At 74.7% G+C, this 14,927-nt stretch carries 10 protein-coding genes; 8 read left to right on the top strand and 2 right to left on the bottom strand.

All coding sequences use genetic code 11. From position 1 onward, the window contains the following. Nucleotides 1-774 precede the first annotated feature (774 nt). Together IF30_RS0120435 and IF30_RS0120430 are read left to right on the top strand one after the other, a co-directional pair. Complete coding sequence (locus tag IF30_RS0120435; RefSeq protein WP_037900623.1) at nucleotides 775-1,320, top strand: RNA polymerase sigma factor; 546 nt, start codon at nucleotides 775-777, stop codon at nucleotides 1,318-1,320. Next, the gene (locus IF30_RS0120430; RefSeq protein WP_158835289.1) at nucleotides 1,317-1,769 is read left to right on the top strand and encodes a hypothetical protein; all 453 of its coding nucleotides are present in this window, start codon (nucleotides 1,317-1,319) and stop codon (nucleotides 1,767-1,769) included. The genes IF30_RS0120435 and IF30_RS0120430 overlap by 4 nt, the downstream gene beginning before the upstream one ends. A 4-nt stretch (nucleotides 1,770-1,773) precedes the next feature. Here IF30_RS0120430 and IF30_RS0120425 read toward each other — a convergent pair whose 3' ends face one another. Continuing rightward, a complete protein-coding gene (locus tag IF30_RS0120425; protein ID WP_030240392.1) occupies nucleotides 1,774-2,679 on the bottom strand; it encodes an alpha/beta fold hydrolase in 906 nt (301 codons plus the stop codon). Nucleotides 2,680-3,127: 448 nt separating this feature from the next. Between IF30_RS0120425 and IF30_RS49435 the strand changes: the two genes are divergently transcribed. The 6 genes from IF30_RS49435 (at nucleotide 3,128) to IF30_RS0120390 (ending at nucleotide 12,850) form a co-directional block, all read left to right on the top strand. Beyond that, nucleotides 3,128-6,154, top strand: coding sequence for a LodA/GoxA family CTQ-dependent oxidase (locus tag IF30_RS49435; protein ID WP_051710676.1), 3,027 nt, complete (start codon nucleotides 3,128-3,130; stop codon nucleotides 6,152-6,154). Next, on the top strand, nucleotides 6,151-7,260 hold the full coding sequence (locus IF30_RS0120415) for a tryptophan 7-halogenase (RefSeq protein WP_030240387.1): 1,110 nt from the start codon (nucleotides 6,151-6,153) through the stop codon (nucleotides 7,258-7,260). Before IF30_RS49435 ends, IF30_RS0120415 begins: the two co-directional genes overlap by 4 nt. A gap of 37 nt (nucleotides 7,261-7,297) precedes the next feature. Further along, nucleotides 7,298-9,214, top strand: coding sequence for a hypothetical protein (locus IF30_RS43760; protein ID WP_158835286.1), 1,917 nt, complete (start codon nucleotides 7,298-7,300; stop codon nucleotides 9,212-9,214). A gap of 819 nt (nucleotides 9,215-10,033) precedes the next feature. Beyond that, complete coding sequence (locus tag IF30_RS47965) at nucleotides 10,034-10,954, top strand: hypothetical protein (RefSeq protein ID WP_051710672.1); 921 nt, start codon at nucleotides 10,034-10,036, stop codon at nucleotides 10,952-10,954. 375 nt (nucleotides 10,955-11,329) lie between these two features. Then, nucleotides 11,330-11,770, top strand: a complete 441-nt coding sequence (locus IF30_RS0120395) for a VOC family protein (protein WP_030240377.1) — start codon at nucleotides 11,330-11,332, stop codon at nucleotides 11,768-11,770. Between the two features lie 231 nt (nucleotides 11,771-12,001). Next, on the top strand, nucleotides 12,002-12,850 hold the full coding sequence (locus IF30_RS0120390; protein ID WP_037900621.1) for a DUF1206 domain-containing protein: 849 nt from the start codon (nucleotides 12,002-12,004) through the stop codon (nucleotides 12,848-12,850). Nucleotides 12,851-12,865: 15 nt separating this feature from the next. Here IF30_RS0120390 and IF30_RS0120385 read toward each other — a convergent pair whose 3' ends face one another. Next, on the bottom strand, nucleotides 12,866-14,833 hold the full coding sequence (locus tag IF30_RS0120385; protein ID WP_078891546.1) for an aminotransferase class V-fold PLP-dependent enzyme: 1,968 nt from the start codon (nucleotides 14,831-14,833) through the stop codon (nucleotides 12,866-12,868). Nucleotides 14,834-14,927: the final 94 nt, after the last annotated feature.

Here is a 14,927-nt window from a genome sequence, read left to right as displayed (position 1 = left end):
GCCGGGTCCATCTCTTCCCCACGGTCGCCGGGTATCCTGGTGGCCGGCCCGGGGCTCGATGAGAGCGAGCCCCGGGCCGGCCTGCGGCGCCACCCGCGAACCGCCCGGTGGGTCACCGGACTTCAGATGGCGCTCACCGCACTGGTCAGGCCAGGACGGGGCCGGTGCCGCAGCAGTACGCGGAGGCGGCGGCCGAGGTCAGCCGGACGGTGCCGGCCTTGCGAACGGCGATCTTCTTCATGGCGTTCTCCTTCTCTCTTGCGCTTCACCGGCCACAGGGGAGGGCCGGTGCGCCCGATTTCTCGGGAGCTCTTTATCCGCACAATGCGGCGGTCATCCGCACGGCGGTGAACGGCAGACGGGGAACGGAAAAGCAGCGACCAGGCTGCGCCGGCCACCCGACCGATCATTCACCCGACTGACGCCTCGACAGATTTGCATGGGCCTCAGACCGCTGTCAACGGGCCGAGCAACGCGCTCCCGAGATTGCACCGGCCGCCCCATTGATCATCTTTCCGGTGATGGCTGAAGGTCATTATTCACGCGCAGTCGGCCCATTTTCGTGACAATGGGTGATAGCCCGTCGGATTTATTGGCAGGTGCTCGACAGGAATTACGCCGGTCGCGGCGACGGGCCGCGGCGGGGGTCGGCGGGGTCTCGGCGGAGTCGCGGCGGAGTCGCGGCGGGTCGTCGGGGTCGACCGGAGCTCCGGCCGGAAGGGATCCGGCCGCGGCCGGTCGGCCGGTGGGGCCAGGACGGTAGGGTTCGGGGCGATGGACGGGTCGGGGGGAGAAGACCAGCCGCCGTGGGACGCCGCGGCCGCGCTGGTGCGGGCCGCGCGGACCGGGGACGTGCTGGCGATGGACGAACTGCTGACCTTGGTGAGGCCGTACGTGACCCGGCTGTGCCGGCCGATCGCCGTGTCGGACAGCGAGGACGCCGTCCAGGAGGCGCTGGTGGCGATCTTCCTGGGCGTGCGGGGGCTGCGTGATCCGCAGGCGTTCTACGGCTGGGCGCGCACGGTCACCGTGCGCGAGGCGGTGAGGGTGGCGCGGCGCACGGCCGTCGAGCGTGCCGTCGACCCGGATGACGTGGCCCGCCTGCGCGGCCTCGTCCCCCGTGGTGACGGCGAGCTGTCCGTAGAGGTGCGGGACGTGCTGGCGCGGATGCCGGTGGACCACCGCGCGGTGCTCGTGCTGCGCGAGCTGGAGGGGCTGGATGAACGAAGTGCCGCCGAGGTGCTGGGCATCGCGACGGGTACTGTCAAGTCCCGTCTGCATCGTGCCCGTTCGGCGTTCCGGAAGGCGTGGCAGCGGTGAGCGTTGACTGCGTGGCGCGGCTGCGGGTGATGGCCGCGGGACTGCACGCCGCGATGTACGCGGAGGAGCGATTGGACCTGCCGTACGAGGAGGTGTGGGCGGTCGCCGAGGACCTGGCGGGTGAGCTGCCGCACCTCGTGCCCTTCCTGCGCGAGTTCCGCGTCCCGCCGGGTGACGCCGACCGCAAGCGGGCCCGGGCGGTGGGGCCGCTGGGTGTCCGCGGCGCTTTCGAGGTGCGGCTGGCTCCCGGCTGGTGCCTGATGCAGTCGCGCCTCGTGGTGGGCGGCATGGCCGCCGCCCCGGAGGGCGACGGCACGCGCTTCGCGGTGCTCGGTGCGGCGCGTCCCGCCGTCCTGCGGCCGGTCCAGTCGGTCTACGGCCGGCTGCTCGGGGCCCGCCGCGGGCAGGCGTTCGTCCGCAGGGTCGCGCTCCGGGCGGCCGCCCGTTAGGGCTTCAGCGGCCCGTCGCGAACAGCTCCTTCATCGCCGCGGCCACCGCGTGGGGGGCCTCCCGGGGCAGGAAGTGGCCGGTGCCGGGCACGATGCGCACGGTGAGGTCGTCCGCATGGCCCTCGCCGCCGGCCAGCATGGACGGGGGGATCACGTTGTCCCGCTCGCCGCCCAGCAGCACGGTCGGCACGGTGAGCCGATGCCCGCGCCACGCGCCGCGCAGCAGCGCCGGGATGTCCCGGACGACGTACTGCCAGAACATGGCCTGCCCGGCGTGCGCGCCTTCGCGGGCGGCGGCGGTGTACTCGGCCACTTCGTCGGCCTGCCAGACCGACGGGTCGGCGACTTGATGGCGCAGCAGGAAGCGGGTGAACGCCGGCCACCGGCGCAGCACGGCCTTGCCGATCACCGGGTACTCGAGGAAGGCGGTGTACCACTGCCGCCACAGGTTCGGCAGGATCGCCCGGTGCCGGGCCCACGGGTGGGCCATGTTGAGCGCCAGGTAGCCGCTGAACCGCTCCGGTGCCCGCAGGCACAGCCGGAAGCCCACGTGGGCGCCCCAGTCGTGCCCGACCAGGCCCACCCGGTCGAGGCCGAGAGCGTCCATCAGCGCGAGCACGTCGTCCGACAGGCTTTCGATGTCGTAGCCGCGCCTGGTCTGCTCCGACCAGCCGAAGCCCCGCAGGTCCGGGCAGATCAGCCGGTGTCCGGCGGCCGTCAGGACGGCGACCCGGTGCCAGGCGAACCAGTGCTGCGGGAAGCCGTGCACCAGCAGGACCGGCGTGCCGGTGCCGTACTCGGCCACGTGCAGCCTGGCGCCGCGCACCTCCAGCCATCGGTGCTCCGCCCCCTCCGCGGCCGGGAGGGGTCTGGGGGCGGCGTGCCCGCCCCTGGTCGGGTTCGGTGCCATGGAAAACGCCTTTCGCCTTCGGCGGGTCTCTGGTGGAACCGCATCGGCGGGTCAGGAGGAGCGGCCGGGCCGAAACGTTCCCCCGACTTCTCCGGCTCCTCCGACTCACCCGACTCCCTCGACTCCCCCGACTTCTCCGACTCCCCCGACTTCTCCGACTCCCCCGACTCCGCCGCGGCTCCGTCCCGCCCGTTCGGTGAGGGGCGTCCCTCACCGAACGGCCCCGGCCACCCGTGACCACGCGGCCCGGCCCCGGGCCAGCGCTGCTGGCCGATTGGAGTGAGCGGCCCCGCGCCGGGCCGGGTGCCTGCTCGTTTCGGGCGTAGTTCGCCGCGCCGCCCGTCGAAGCTCTGGGCACGCTGGCCCAGGGCCCCGGAAAGCCAAGCCCGGCGTCGACCGCAGCGGTCCGCCGCCCCGGGGCCCGTCACCGCACCGACGGGAGCGCAGCATGACCAGGACCCCCGAACCCCTCGACGACGCCGCCGGGCCACCGCCCCTGCCGGGCTGCGCCGAGGACGCGGCCGGCGCCCTGAAGCAGATGTTCGTGGACCTGACCCAGGGCGTCCGGATGGCCCGCGGCCAGGATCCGGTCAAGCGGCCGGTGTTCCTCAAGCCGCACGGCGTCGCCCGCGGCACGCTCACCGTCGCCGAGGACCTGCCCGTGGAGCTGCGCGTCGGGTTCCTGGAGGCCGCCCGCACCCGGCCGGGCGGCCTGGACGCCTGGGTGCGGTTCTCCAGCGACACCGTGCCCGGCAGCCCGGATCTGAAGACCACCCTCGGGCTCGGCATCAAGCTGTTCGACGTGCCCGGCCCCAAGCTGCTGGAGGGGCACCCGGAGGCCGGCACCCAGGACCTGCTGCTGCAGAACCACGACGTCTTCTTCGTCGACACCGCCCAGGACATGTGCGAGTTCACCAAGGCCGGTGTCGTCGACGGCAGTTACGACCGGTACCTGGAGGCCCACCCGGTCACCGCCCGGATCCTCGACGAGATGGCCACGTTCGAGGCGAGCGCGCTGACCGCCGTCTACTGGGGCGTGCTCCCGTACGCCTTCGGGCCGGACCGCTTCGTCAAGTACAAGCTGGTGTCCGCCGGTTGCGCACCCGCCGACCCGGACGCGACGCCGCCCGACGAGGACCCGGGCTACCTCGCCGCCGACCTGGCCCACCGGCTCGCGGCCGGACCGGCCGCCTTCGACCTGCTGCTCCAGTTCCGCACCGACGACGCGGCGATGCCGCTGGACATGGCGACGGTGCGCTGGGAGGAGTCCGTGAGCGCGCCGGTGAAGGTGGCCCGGCTGACCCTCCAGCAGCAGGACGTCACCGCCCGCGGCCAGGCCGCGTACGGCGAGAACCTCTCCCTCAACCCCTGGCACGGCCTCGCCGAGCACCGCCCGATCGGCAGCATCTCCGACGTGCGCCGCACGGTCTACCTGGCCTCGGCCGAGCAGCGCCGCGACGTCAACGGCGTCCCGACGGCCGAGCCCGGCCCGGCCCGCCCCCAGCTCACCCCGCCGCCGGCCCGCGACACCCGGATCGTGCGGGCCGCCGTGCACCCGGCGATCGGCGTGGCCCGGGTCGGCGACAGCGCGATGGACGGCTTCGTGCTCGCCCCCGAGGTCGACGACCCGCCGCCGCTGCCCGTCGGCAGCTACAAGGACGTCACCGGCGCCCTGAAGCGCCAGGCGGTCCGGTTCCGGGTGTACGGCTACAACGCCGCCGGCGAGCCGGTCGCCGAACTGACCGCCGACAACGCCGACCTGCGGTGGAAGGTGCACGTCGTCAACTCCAAGGCCGCCTGGTACCAGTTCCAGATCGCCCTGGACATCCCGGAGGCGCCCCAGGCCGACCCCAGCAACCTGCGCAACGCCACCGTCCCGGCCGACCAGCGCAGGGACCTCCTGGTCATCGACCCCGGCCCCCGGTGGGTGCGCGGCCGCAACCGCTCCGGCCGGCCCGAGTACGCCTTCGACACCGGCACCTTCATGGGCAGACCCGTCTACCTCGGCGAGCTGCGCACCGACGACAGCGGCCGGCTCGTCTTCCTCGGCGGCCACGGCGTCTCCGCCTCCGCGAGCGGCGAGCCCGCCGGCACCTTCGCCAACAACGACGGCTGGCACGACGACGTCTCGGACGGTCCGGTCACCGCCGAGGTGAGCATCGACGGCCGCCCGATCCCCGTCGAACCGGCCTGGGTGGTCACCGCCCCGCCCAACTACGCGCCCGAGCTCACCTCGGTGCGCACCATGTACGACCTGGTCCGGGACGCCTTCGTCACCGAGGGGCGCCTCCCCGAGCCGGCGGAGGTCTCCTTCACCCGGGACGTGCTGCCGGTGCTGCGGGCCCTGTGCGGCCTGCAGTGGGTCAACCGGGGCCTGGCCGTCCAGTTCGGCTTCGACGGGCGCGAGGACCTGCTCGCCCGGCTCGAGGACCTGGCGGACCCCTCCCCGGTGCAGCGGGAGCTGCGCCGCCAGACCTGGCTGGCGGTCCGCAACTACGACCGCGACGGCATGTCCCCGGCGCCCTGGCCGGCGGTCTACGGCGACGCGATGAACGTCCCGCCGCAGTCCGTGCGGCAGCATGTGACGCTCTCCGCGCTGCAGTACCGGCTGCTCCAGCGCTGGGCCGACGGGGCCTTCGTCAACGACTACGACCCGCACGCGACGCCACCCGCCTCCCTGGACGACGTCCCGTTCGCCGACCGGCCCGCCACCCTCGACCGGGCCGCCCTGTCCTTCTGCCTCGCCGACGCCTTCCACCCCGGCTGCGAACTCACCTGGCCGATGCGGCACACCACGATGTACAGCGCCCCGTTCCGGATCCGCCCCCGTGCCGAGGGCGAGCCCGCACCCTCCTACGGCCCGACGCTCACCCCGGAGCTCGCGCTCTCCTTCGACGGCCCGCTGTACGCCCAGGCACCGGGCGACCTGACCCGGTGGATGGCGGTGCCCTGGCAGACCGACACCGCCAGCTGCCGGGCCGGCTACGAGTACGGCTCCGGCCTCGGCCCGTACGACCCCTACCTGCCCACCTTCTGGCCCGCGCGGGTGCCCAACCACGTGCTGGCGGAGGAGGACTACGAGGTGGTGCTCGACACCTCGCGGCCGCTCGCGGAGCGCCTGGCCGCGTTCGGGAAGCGCCGCGCCTGGCTGCGCTGGCTGCCCGCGCCGTACCTGGCCAACATCAACGCGATGGTGCGGGACTTCGGCAGGCTCGGCGTGGTCGAGCGCCGCCCCGGCCCCACCGACGACCCCCGGCTGCCGGCGGAGGTCCTGGTGGAGTCCGAGGTGAGCTTCCCGCGCGAGCCCGCCCCGCCGGCCGGGCGCAACCTGGTCACCGTGCACGTGGACGCCGGCGCCGACCCGGTGCTCGGCGCGGCCGCCCTGGCGAGCGCGGTCACCCTTGCGGAGGCGCCGGACGAGGAGGTCTCGGTCGGGTTCATCGACAAGGTCAAGCGGCTGCGGCCCGGCCGGTGACGGCCCCGCCGCCGGTGTTCGACGCGGTGGTGGCCGGCGGCGGCCCGGCGGGCGCCGTCGCGGCGCTCGTCCTGGCCCGGGCCGGGCACCGGGTGCGGCTGCTGGACGACGGCGGGCCCGGCTGGGACGGCTTCAAGATCGGGGAGTTCCTGCCGCCCGCCGTCCGGCCGCTGCTGGCGGATCTCCGGTTGCTGGACGGGTTCCTGGCGTCGGGTCACCCGGCGTCCACCGGGACGTACGCCGCCTGGGGCTCGGCGCGGCTGCACGGGCGCAGCCACCTGTTCGACCCCTACGGGCCCGGCTGGCACCTCGACCGGCTGCGGTTCGACGCCTTCCTGCGGGAGGCGGCCGTCGCGGCGGGCGCCGACCTGCGGCGGGCCCGGGTGCTGGACCGGGCCGCGGACGGCCGGCTGGTCGTCCGCGAGCGGGGTCGCGTGACGGAGCTGGCCGCCCGCTGGACGGTGGACGCGACCGGTCGACGCTGCGTCATCGGCCGCCGCAGCGGGCGCCGGCGGCGGCAGGACCGGCTGGTCGCCGCGTACGCGGTGTTCCCGGGCGGTGATCCCGAGGCCCGGACGCTGGTGGAGGCGACGGCGGACGGCTGGTGGTACACCACGCCGGTCCCGGCGGGGCGCCTGGTGGCCCACCTGACCGACACCGACCTGGCCGACCCGGCGCTGCGCACCCCGCAGGGCTTCCGGGCGGCGCTCGGCCGTACCGACCACGTGCGGCGGCGGGTGGTCGAGGGCGGTCCCGGGTCGACTCCCGTACCGCGCTGGGCTCCCGCCCACGGGCTGCGGCTGACGCCGTCGGCCGGACCGGGCTGGGTGGCGACCGGAGACGCCGCCCTCGCCTTCGACCCGCTGTCCTCCCAGGGCATCCTGACGGCCCTGCACACCGGCGCCCGGGCGGGCCGCGCGGTGGCCGGGTGCCTCGCCGACGAGCGGCGGACGGAGACCGTGCTCGCCGACTACGCAGCGCTCCTGGACGGGATCGCGGACGCCTACCGGCGTAACCATGCGTATGCGTACGACGAGGAACGGCGTTGGCCGGCAAGCCCGTTCTGGGCACGGCGACGGGGCGCGGCCGATCCGGGCCGGGCATAGCCTGAGAGAACCGGAACGTTCGTCCGAGGAGTGCGCCATGACTACTCCAACGGTCGCCGTGCTGGATGCCGTGGAAGTCACCCAGTCCATTCAGGACCTCCAGCACAGCGTCACCTTGATCGCCGGAAAGGCCACCGTCATCCGCGCCTACGTGAACGGCGCGAGCGGCCCGGCCACCGGCGTGACCGGCACCGTGACCCTGCTCCGGTCACCCAACGACCCCCCGGTCTCCGTCACCTCGACCAACACCGTCTCCCTCGACCCGAGCGCGCCCCAGGACGTGCCCACGCGCCGGGCCGACGCCACCCTGAGCCTCAACTTCGTCGTACCGCCCGCGCTGACGGACGTCGGCGGGCTCAACGTGAGCGCCGTCTCCCTGACCGACACCCTGACCGGCGCCGACGTCCCGTTCAAAGGCTCCGCCGGGGGACCCGCCGTCTGGTTCCACCCCACCCCGCCGCTGCGCGTGCGGGTCCTGGGGCTGCGCTACCGGATGGGGAACCCGCCGCTCACGTACGCGCCCCGCGACATCGACCACGCCTTCCTGATCAGCTGGCTCAAGCGCGCCTACCCGGTCGCCGAAGTCATCGAGGCGCCGCACGCGACCATCGACGCCACCGCCACCCCGCCCTTCCAGTGCACCGACACCAACGCCCAGCTCGCCGCCATCCGCGCGCTCGACATCAGCGCGGGCGGCGACCGCCGCACCCACTACATCGGTCAGGTCGCCGACGGCGGGTTCTTCCTGCGCGGCTGCGCCTCCGGCGTGCCGCAGACACCCGACCCGACCACCGTCGCCTCCTCGCCCTGCGGCGCGGGGACCTGGAACTGGGACTTCGACGGCTCCTACGCCGACTGGTACGGCGGCCACGAGCTCGGCCACACCTACGGCCGCAAGCACCCCGGGTTCTGCAGCGAGTCGAAGGACGACCTGCAGGACTACCCCTTCCGGAACGGACAGCTGGCCGACGACGCGGACAGCTTCGTCGGGTTCGACGTGGGCGACCCGCAACTGAACCTGCCGATGGCCGCCAAGCCGGGCGTCGACTGGCACGACGTGATGACCTACTGCAATTACCAGTGGCCGTGCAGCTACACGTACGAGGGCATCCGGCAGCGGCTCGCCGACGAGGACGCCCTCACCGCCGGCGCCCCGGCACCGGGGGGCGCCCCCGTGGCGGCAGCGCCCGCCGGCAGGGTGGCCCGCGAACTGAGGGTCACCAGCGTCACCGCCGGCGGCCGCCCCGACGAGCGGTTCCCGGAACTCTCGGTGACCACCGCGCCGGCCCCCGCGCCCCCCGTGACGATGGAGGCCGGGCCGGGCGGCGGACCACTCGTCAGCATCGTCGGGACGGTCGACCTCACCAACCGCGACGGCGCGATCCGGTTCGTCAACCCCGTCCGGGCCGCCGCCGGGCCCCCCGCCCAACCGGGCACGGCCACGTCCGGGGCCGCCCCGAACGGAGAGGTCCCGGTGGTCCTGCGGGTCCAGCAGACCGGAGGCGGGGCGCCGACCGACTTCCCGGTCACGGTGAAACTCACCTCGGACCCGGCGCCGGGCCAGGAGAAGACCGGGCTGATCGACGCGGTCGTGCCGATCGGCAGCGACCCGGCGTCGGTCGAACTCCTCGTCGGCGGCCAGGTGGTGGACACCTTCCGCCCGGCCGACCCGCCACCGGCGTTGCGCGGCGCGCGCCAGTCCACGGCCGGAGGAGGCCGGCTCAGCCTGGACCTGGACTTCGGCTCAGCGCCCCCGACGGACGGCCAGACCTTCGCCACCCAGGTGAGCACGGACGGAGGGCAGACCTGGCAGACGGTCGGGGTCGGGCTGAAAGACCCCATGATCACCGTGGACAGGAGTCAGTTCCCGCCCGGAACGGAAGTCCGGGTGCGGGTGATCGCCACCAACGGCTTCACCAGTACGACATCGGACATCGAGAGCTTCCGCGTCTGAGGACGACCTGATGCGCCGAGGGGAGCGGTGCCGAGCCGCGCCGAACGGCAAGCGGCAGCTGCCTGCTGAGGACCGCAGCGCTGAGGACCGCGGCACGGTCTTCCTCGGCTGCGGCCGAAAGGCGCCGAGGAAGACCCCGTCACCGCTTCGGTCCGCCCGCACGGGCGGACCGACCGGATACCCGGGCCACCCAGCCGTCGAGCCGGGCGCCGAACTCCCGGGCGGTAGCGGTACCCGAGGCCGGAAGGGCACGAGCGTCGTCCGCGCCGGCGACGTGGTCGACACCGGCCCAGCCGCCACGGAACAGCACAGGCCCCGAGGCGGCCGCTCGGTGAACGGCAGCGCCGATGTCAGTGGGACCGGTCGGCAGCGCCGATGTCAGTGGGACCGGTCGACCTCCGGCGGGAACGGGCGGCCACGGCAGCTCGCGCGGCCCGACAGCGCCCGAAGCGACCGAAGCGACCGAAGACCGAAGGGACCGGGACGGCCGACGCAGCGGCGACGGCGCGGCCCGGGGTGGGCGGCTCGACGGCCGGGCCGCACCGCCCCCGCCCGCCTCCACCCCCACCCCGTCCCGGACGGCGCGGTCGGCAGCCGCGCCACGGCGTCGACCGGCGCGGAGGCGGTCCGCAGGTGCGCGACCACCCCGCTCACGGCCGCCCGATCCTCCGGACAGGCGGGGAGGGGGCTCGGGACTGTGGGGCCATCAGGTACGGTCACGGCTTCAGGTCCGCTCGGTTCCGGTGACGGTCCGTCCCGACCGCCACCGGAGGAGCAGGCAGTCCCACCCGAACCGTGTCCACCCTAGGGAGCTTCCCTGTGCACCAACTCCTGCGCCGGAGCCTTCCGGCCCTCACCGCCCTCGGCATAGCCGTCGGCGCCCCGCTGCTCACCGCCGGCACCGCCCAGGCCCGCGCCGAGCACGGGTGCGGCGCCGTCGGCGTCCAGTTCTCCGTCGACGGCGGCAAGGACTGGACCACCGACGGCCGGATGTCCCAGCCGCACGGCGTCATCCAGGTCCGCCTGGTCGGCGACGTCGCGGACGGCTGCGACTACCGGGTCTCGCTGGCCTCCTACGACACCGAGGGGCCGACCTGGGCCACCTCGGGCAAGCAGACCTTCCTCGGCTGGGCGACCACCACGCTGCGCAGCGGGAACCGCCAGGCGACCCTGGACGTCTCCGCCCACCTGCCGAAGTGCTACGGCCAGATCGACCTGTACAACGGCGACAAGAAGTTCGACGGGGTCGCCAACCCCGCGCCGAGGTACCCGGACAGCGTCTTCCCGGACAACCTGATCTCGGCCTGGAACGGCGGCAAGGCCTGCGTGCCGACCCCGACCGGCACGCCGACCGTCCCGGTGCCGACCTCCCCGGCGTCGCCCACGGCCACCGCGACCCCGCACCCGACCGGGACGCCCACCGCCACGACGACGCCTTCGCCCACCGCCACCGCGACGGCCACCGCCTCGCCCTCCGCCACCGCCAAGCCGTCGGCGCCGGCCACCACGGGCACGCCGTCGACCGCCCCGGCGGTGCCGGCGCCGTCCGCCCCGGCTGACACGACCGGCCCGGTCGGCAAGCCGACCGCCAACCCGGTCTCGACCACGCCGGCGAACACCCTGGCCAGCACGGGTGGCAACAGCAGCCAGATGATCGTCTACGGCGCTGGTGGGGCCGCGCTGCTCGCCGTCGGCGGGGGCGCACTGGTGATCGCCCGCCGTCGGGGTGCCCGCAGCTGACGCGGCACCGCTGAGGTACCCAGGACGCCCGCGGTCCCCGGACCGCGGGCGTCCGTCGTCCGTTCACCTCCGGACGACCCGGCCCGGCCCGGCCTCGGCGAAGCCCAAGGTGTCGCACGCCGACCGGTCGGGTGCCGGCCTGGCGGCGCGCGGCCTTCGCCGGGGCGCCCTCTGCGAAGCTTCGAGGAAGCATCGAAGGGCTGGGACGGCACGGCGGTGGAGCCTGGCCCCCGAGCCTGCCGGACCGGTTCCCAGGCGCGATCCAGGCCTTCCCGGAGTTCGGCGGGTCGGCGGATGTCGAGAAGCTGCCACCGGCTCCGTCCCGGGGACGTCAGCGGCCGCCACCGGCCGCAGGAGGAAGAAGGAGAAACCGGCATGGCGGTCCAGCGGATGGACAACGTCGGGATCGTCGTCGAGGACATGGACGCCGCCATCGCGTTCTTCGTGGAACTCGGTATGGAGCTGGAGGGCAGGTCGGAGGTCGAGGGCCTCTTCGCCGACCGGTGCACCGGACTCGACGGCGTCCGCTGCGACATCGCGATGCTCCGGACCCCGGACGGTCACGGCCGGCTCGAGTTGGCGAAGTACCGCAGCCCTGCGGTGATCAGCGCCGGGCCGCGCAACCGGCCGCACAACGTTCCGGGCACGCACCGCGTCATGTTCGCCGTCGACGACATCGAGGACACCGTGGCCCGCCTGCGCCCTCACGGCGCCGAACTCCTCGGCGGGATCGCCCGGTTCGAGGACAGCTATCTGCTCTGCTACGTCCGCGGCCCGGAGGGCGTCATCGTCGGGCTGGCGGAGCAGCTGCGCTGAGCAGGCGGAACCGGAGCATGCCGCCGAACGGGACCACCGAGGGCCGTCTTCCGCGTGGTCGCGCGGCCCAGTCCTCCACGGAGCGCCGCCGGTGCGTACCGGCTCCACGGAGCCCCGCCTCCGGCAGCGGCCGGCGGCCGGTGCCCCCGCAGGTGCGTGCGCGAGGGCGGGGCGGGCAGACGGGGGACACCCTGCGCGTCGCGCAGCGTCCGATTGCGAAGGAGGACCCCGGTGGCCCCCACTCATGCTCAGCTCCGCGGCGCGGGCGACGGTCGCCGCTCGACCGGCGCCGCCCGGCGCCGCTCCCGGAAGGAGACGGTACGGACGGCGGGCCGGGCCGGCTTCGTCGCCCGCGGCGTCGTCTACACCCTGATCGGGGTGCTGGCCGTCCGCATCGCGTTCGGTCACGGTGGCGGCGACGCGGACCGGCAGGGCGCGCTGCGCCAGGTGGCCGCCCAGCCGTTCGGCGCAGCGATGCTCTGGGCCCTGGCGGTCGGGTTCGCCTGCATGGCGCTCTGGCGCGCCGCGCTGGCGATCGCCGGCCGCGGCGACGAGGGCAAGACCGGCAAGCGCGTCCTGAACGCCGGCCGCGCGCTCTTCTACGCCTCGGTCTGCTGGGGCACCGCCGCCTACGCGGCCGGCAACGGCACCGGCTCCGACAGCGACAGCGCCTCCCAGGACTGGACGGCGGCCGCGCTGCGCCTGCCGGCCGGCCGGGTCCTGGTGGCGGTCGCGGGCCTGGTGGTGGTCGGCATCGGTGTCGGCATCGCGGTGAACGCGCTGCGTCGCCGGTTCCTGCGGCGACTGGACACCGCGGCGATGGGCCGGTCGGTCCGGACCGGTGTCACCGCCCTCGGGGTGGGCGGCAACCTCGCCCGGGGGGTGATCCTGGCCGGGGCCGGCGTGTTCGCCCTGGTGGCGGCGATCCACTTCGACCCGCACCGGGCCAAGGGGATGGACGACACCCTGCGCAGCTTCAGCCAGACCCCGGCCGGCCCGTGGCTGCTGGTCCTGGTGGCGCTCGGCCTGGTGCTGTTCGGCGGCTTCTCCTTCGCCTCGGTCCGCTGGCGCCGGTTCTGACGAGCCGAAGGGCCCTCAGCCCGGCGCGCACGGCCTGCGCCCGGCCGGAGCCGCCGGTGGTTCGAGGTTGGCGGGCAGCAGGGGGAACCAGCGCAGCGCCTCGAACGCGGCCGGAAGTCCGGTGGGCGTCTCGGTCGGCGGCTCGGGCAGCCGGGCCAGGAGGGTGCGGGCCTGCTCCAACTGCTCGTCGAGGACGGCGGACGGCAGCCCCGGCGGTGTCGCCGCCGGGGCCCGGCGCCCGGGCCGGCGGCGGAAGTCGGCCAGGGTGGGCCCCGGCTCCCCGGCGGGGTGGTCGCGGTGGCGCCACAGCCCCGTCCGGGGGTCGAAGGCGTAGTCCGGCAGCAACCGGTGTCCGGCGGTGGCCACCAGCTCGACGGCGGTCAGGACGTACTCCCGGGCCTCGTCCGTGACGAAGTACGGGAAGCTCACCCGCGTCCATCCGGGTTTGACGCCCTCCAGGGCCTGACCGACGATCACCTCGCGGAAGGCGGCGGAGCGTTCGGCGGCGATGCCGAGGAGGCGGTGGCCGTACGGGCCGGCGCACGAGCATCCGCCGCGGGCCTGGATGCCGAAGAGGTCGTTGAGCACGGCGGTGACGAAGTTGTGGTGCAGGTAGCGGTCGGGCCGTCGCCGGTCCCGGACCAGGAAGGACACGACGGGCAGGCGGGGGACGTCGGTGCGGCCCAGCAGGCGCAGCCCGGGGTGGCCGTCCCAACGGGCCCGCACCCGGGCCCACGCGGCCTCCTCCAGTTCCTGGATGAGCTCGGTGCCGACGTCCTCCTTGAGGGCGAACACCAGGCCGGCCCGGATCGACTCGACGATGGCGGGGGTGCCCCCCTCTTCGCGGGCGACCGCATCGGTGACGTAGTCGTGGTCGTGCGGGCCGACGTAGGCGACGGTGCCGCCGCCGGGCACCGAGGGGACCGGTCCGCGCAGCAGGTCCCGGTGGACGACCAGGACGCCCGGGGTCTGCGGGCCGCCGGCGAACTTGTGGGGGGACAGGAAGACCGCGTCCTTGTGGTCGCCGCGGCCGGGGGCCGACTCGGCGACGCGGATCGGCAGGTAGGGCCCCGCGGTCGCGAAGTCCCAGCAGGCCAGGGCCCCGTAGGCGTGCAGGAGGCTCGATATGCGCTCGGTGTCGGCCAGTGTCCCGGTGACGTTGGAGGCCGCCGAGAAGCTGCCGATCCGAAGCGGGCGGTGGGCGTGGCGCAGCAGTTGGGTGCGCAGGTCGTCCTGGTCGGGGCGACCGTCCGCCCCCTCCCGGATCACCACGACGTCGGCGGTGGACTCCCGCCACGGCAGTTCGTTGGAGTGGTGCTCGTGGGGGCCGACGAAGACCACCGGGCGGTCGTGCTCCGGCAGGTGGGCGCCGTAGCGCCGGCTGCGGACGGAAGGGCTGCGCAGGTCCAGCAGGGCCACCAGGCGGTCCACGGCGCCGGTGGTGCCGGAGCCGCAGAACAGCACGGCGTGCTCGTCGCCGGCGCCGACGGCGCGGTGGATCAGTGCCCGGGCCTCCTCCCGGAGGCGACCGGTGCGAAGGCCGTTGCCGGAGCTCTCGGTGTGGGTGTTGGCGTAGCGCGGCAGGACGGCGTCCCGGAGGAAGTCCTCGACGAGGTCCAGCGGGCGGCCGGAGGCGGTGTGGTCGGCGTAGGTGATCCGGCGCGGGCCGTACGGGCCGTGGAGGACTTCTCCCTCGCCGATCAGTCCGGCGCGGATGCGGGCGAGGAGTTCGGCCGGCGCGGGAGCGGCTTCGGCGTCCGCCGCGGCGGGGTGCGCGGGGTCGGGCCGTACGGGGCCGGTGTGTCCCGGGCCGGTGTGTCCCGGGTCGGTGTGTCCCGGGCCGGTGTGTCCCGGGTCGGTGTGTCCCGGGCCGGTGTGTCCCGGGTCGGTGTGTCCGGGGCCGGGGTGTACGGGGCCGGGGTGTCCCGGGTCGGTGTGGACGGGGTCGGGTCGTCCGGCGGGGTTCCGGGTGGAGGTGCTCATGGAAGGTCGTTGCCCTGGGTCGTGGGTGTGCTGAGGGGCGCCGTGGACGGTCGTTGCCCTCGGTCGTGGGTGTGCGGAGGGGTGCCGGGTGCGG

It is taken from the genome of Streptomyces sp. NRRL S-350 (assembly GCF_000719705.1).
Classification (GTDB): domain Bacteria; phylum Actinomycetota; class Actinomycetes; order Streptomycetales; family Streptomycetaceae; genus Kitasatospora.
This window is presented reverse-complemented; position numbering and strand designations above follow the sequence as displayed.

What these genes read in the sequence shown, in the direction of transcription:
- IF30_RS0120435 (WP_037900623.1), top strand. Translation starts at nt 775, where the DNA reads ATGGACGGGTCGGGGGGAGAAGACCAGCCGCCGTGGGACGCCGCGGCC.
- IF30_RS0120425 (WP_030240392.1), bottom strand. Translation starts at nt 2,679, where the DNA reads ATGGCACCGAACCCGACCAGGGGCGGGCACGCCGCCCCCAGACCCCTC.
- IF30_RS49435 (WP_051710676.1), top strand. Translation starts at nt 3,128, where the DNA reads ATGACCAGGACCCCCGAACCCCTCGACGACGCCGCCGGGCCACCGCCC.
- IF30_RS43760 (WP_158835286.1), top strand. Translation starts at nt 7,298, where the DNA reads ATGACTACTCCAACGGTCGCCGTGCTGGATGCCGTGGAAGTCACCCAG.
- IF30_RS0120395 (WP_030240377.1), top strand. Translation starts at nt 11,330, where the DNA reads ATGGCGGTCCAGCGGATGGACAACGTCGGGATCGTCGTCGAGGACATG.
- IF30_RS0120385 (WP_078891546.1), bottom strand. Translation starts at nt 14,833, where the DNA reads ATGAGCACCTCCACCCGGAACCCCGCCGGACGACCCGACCCCGTCCAC.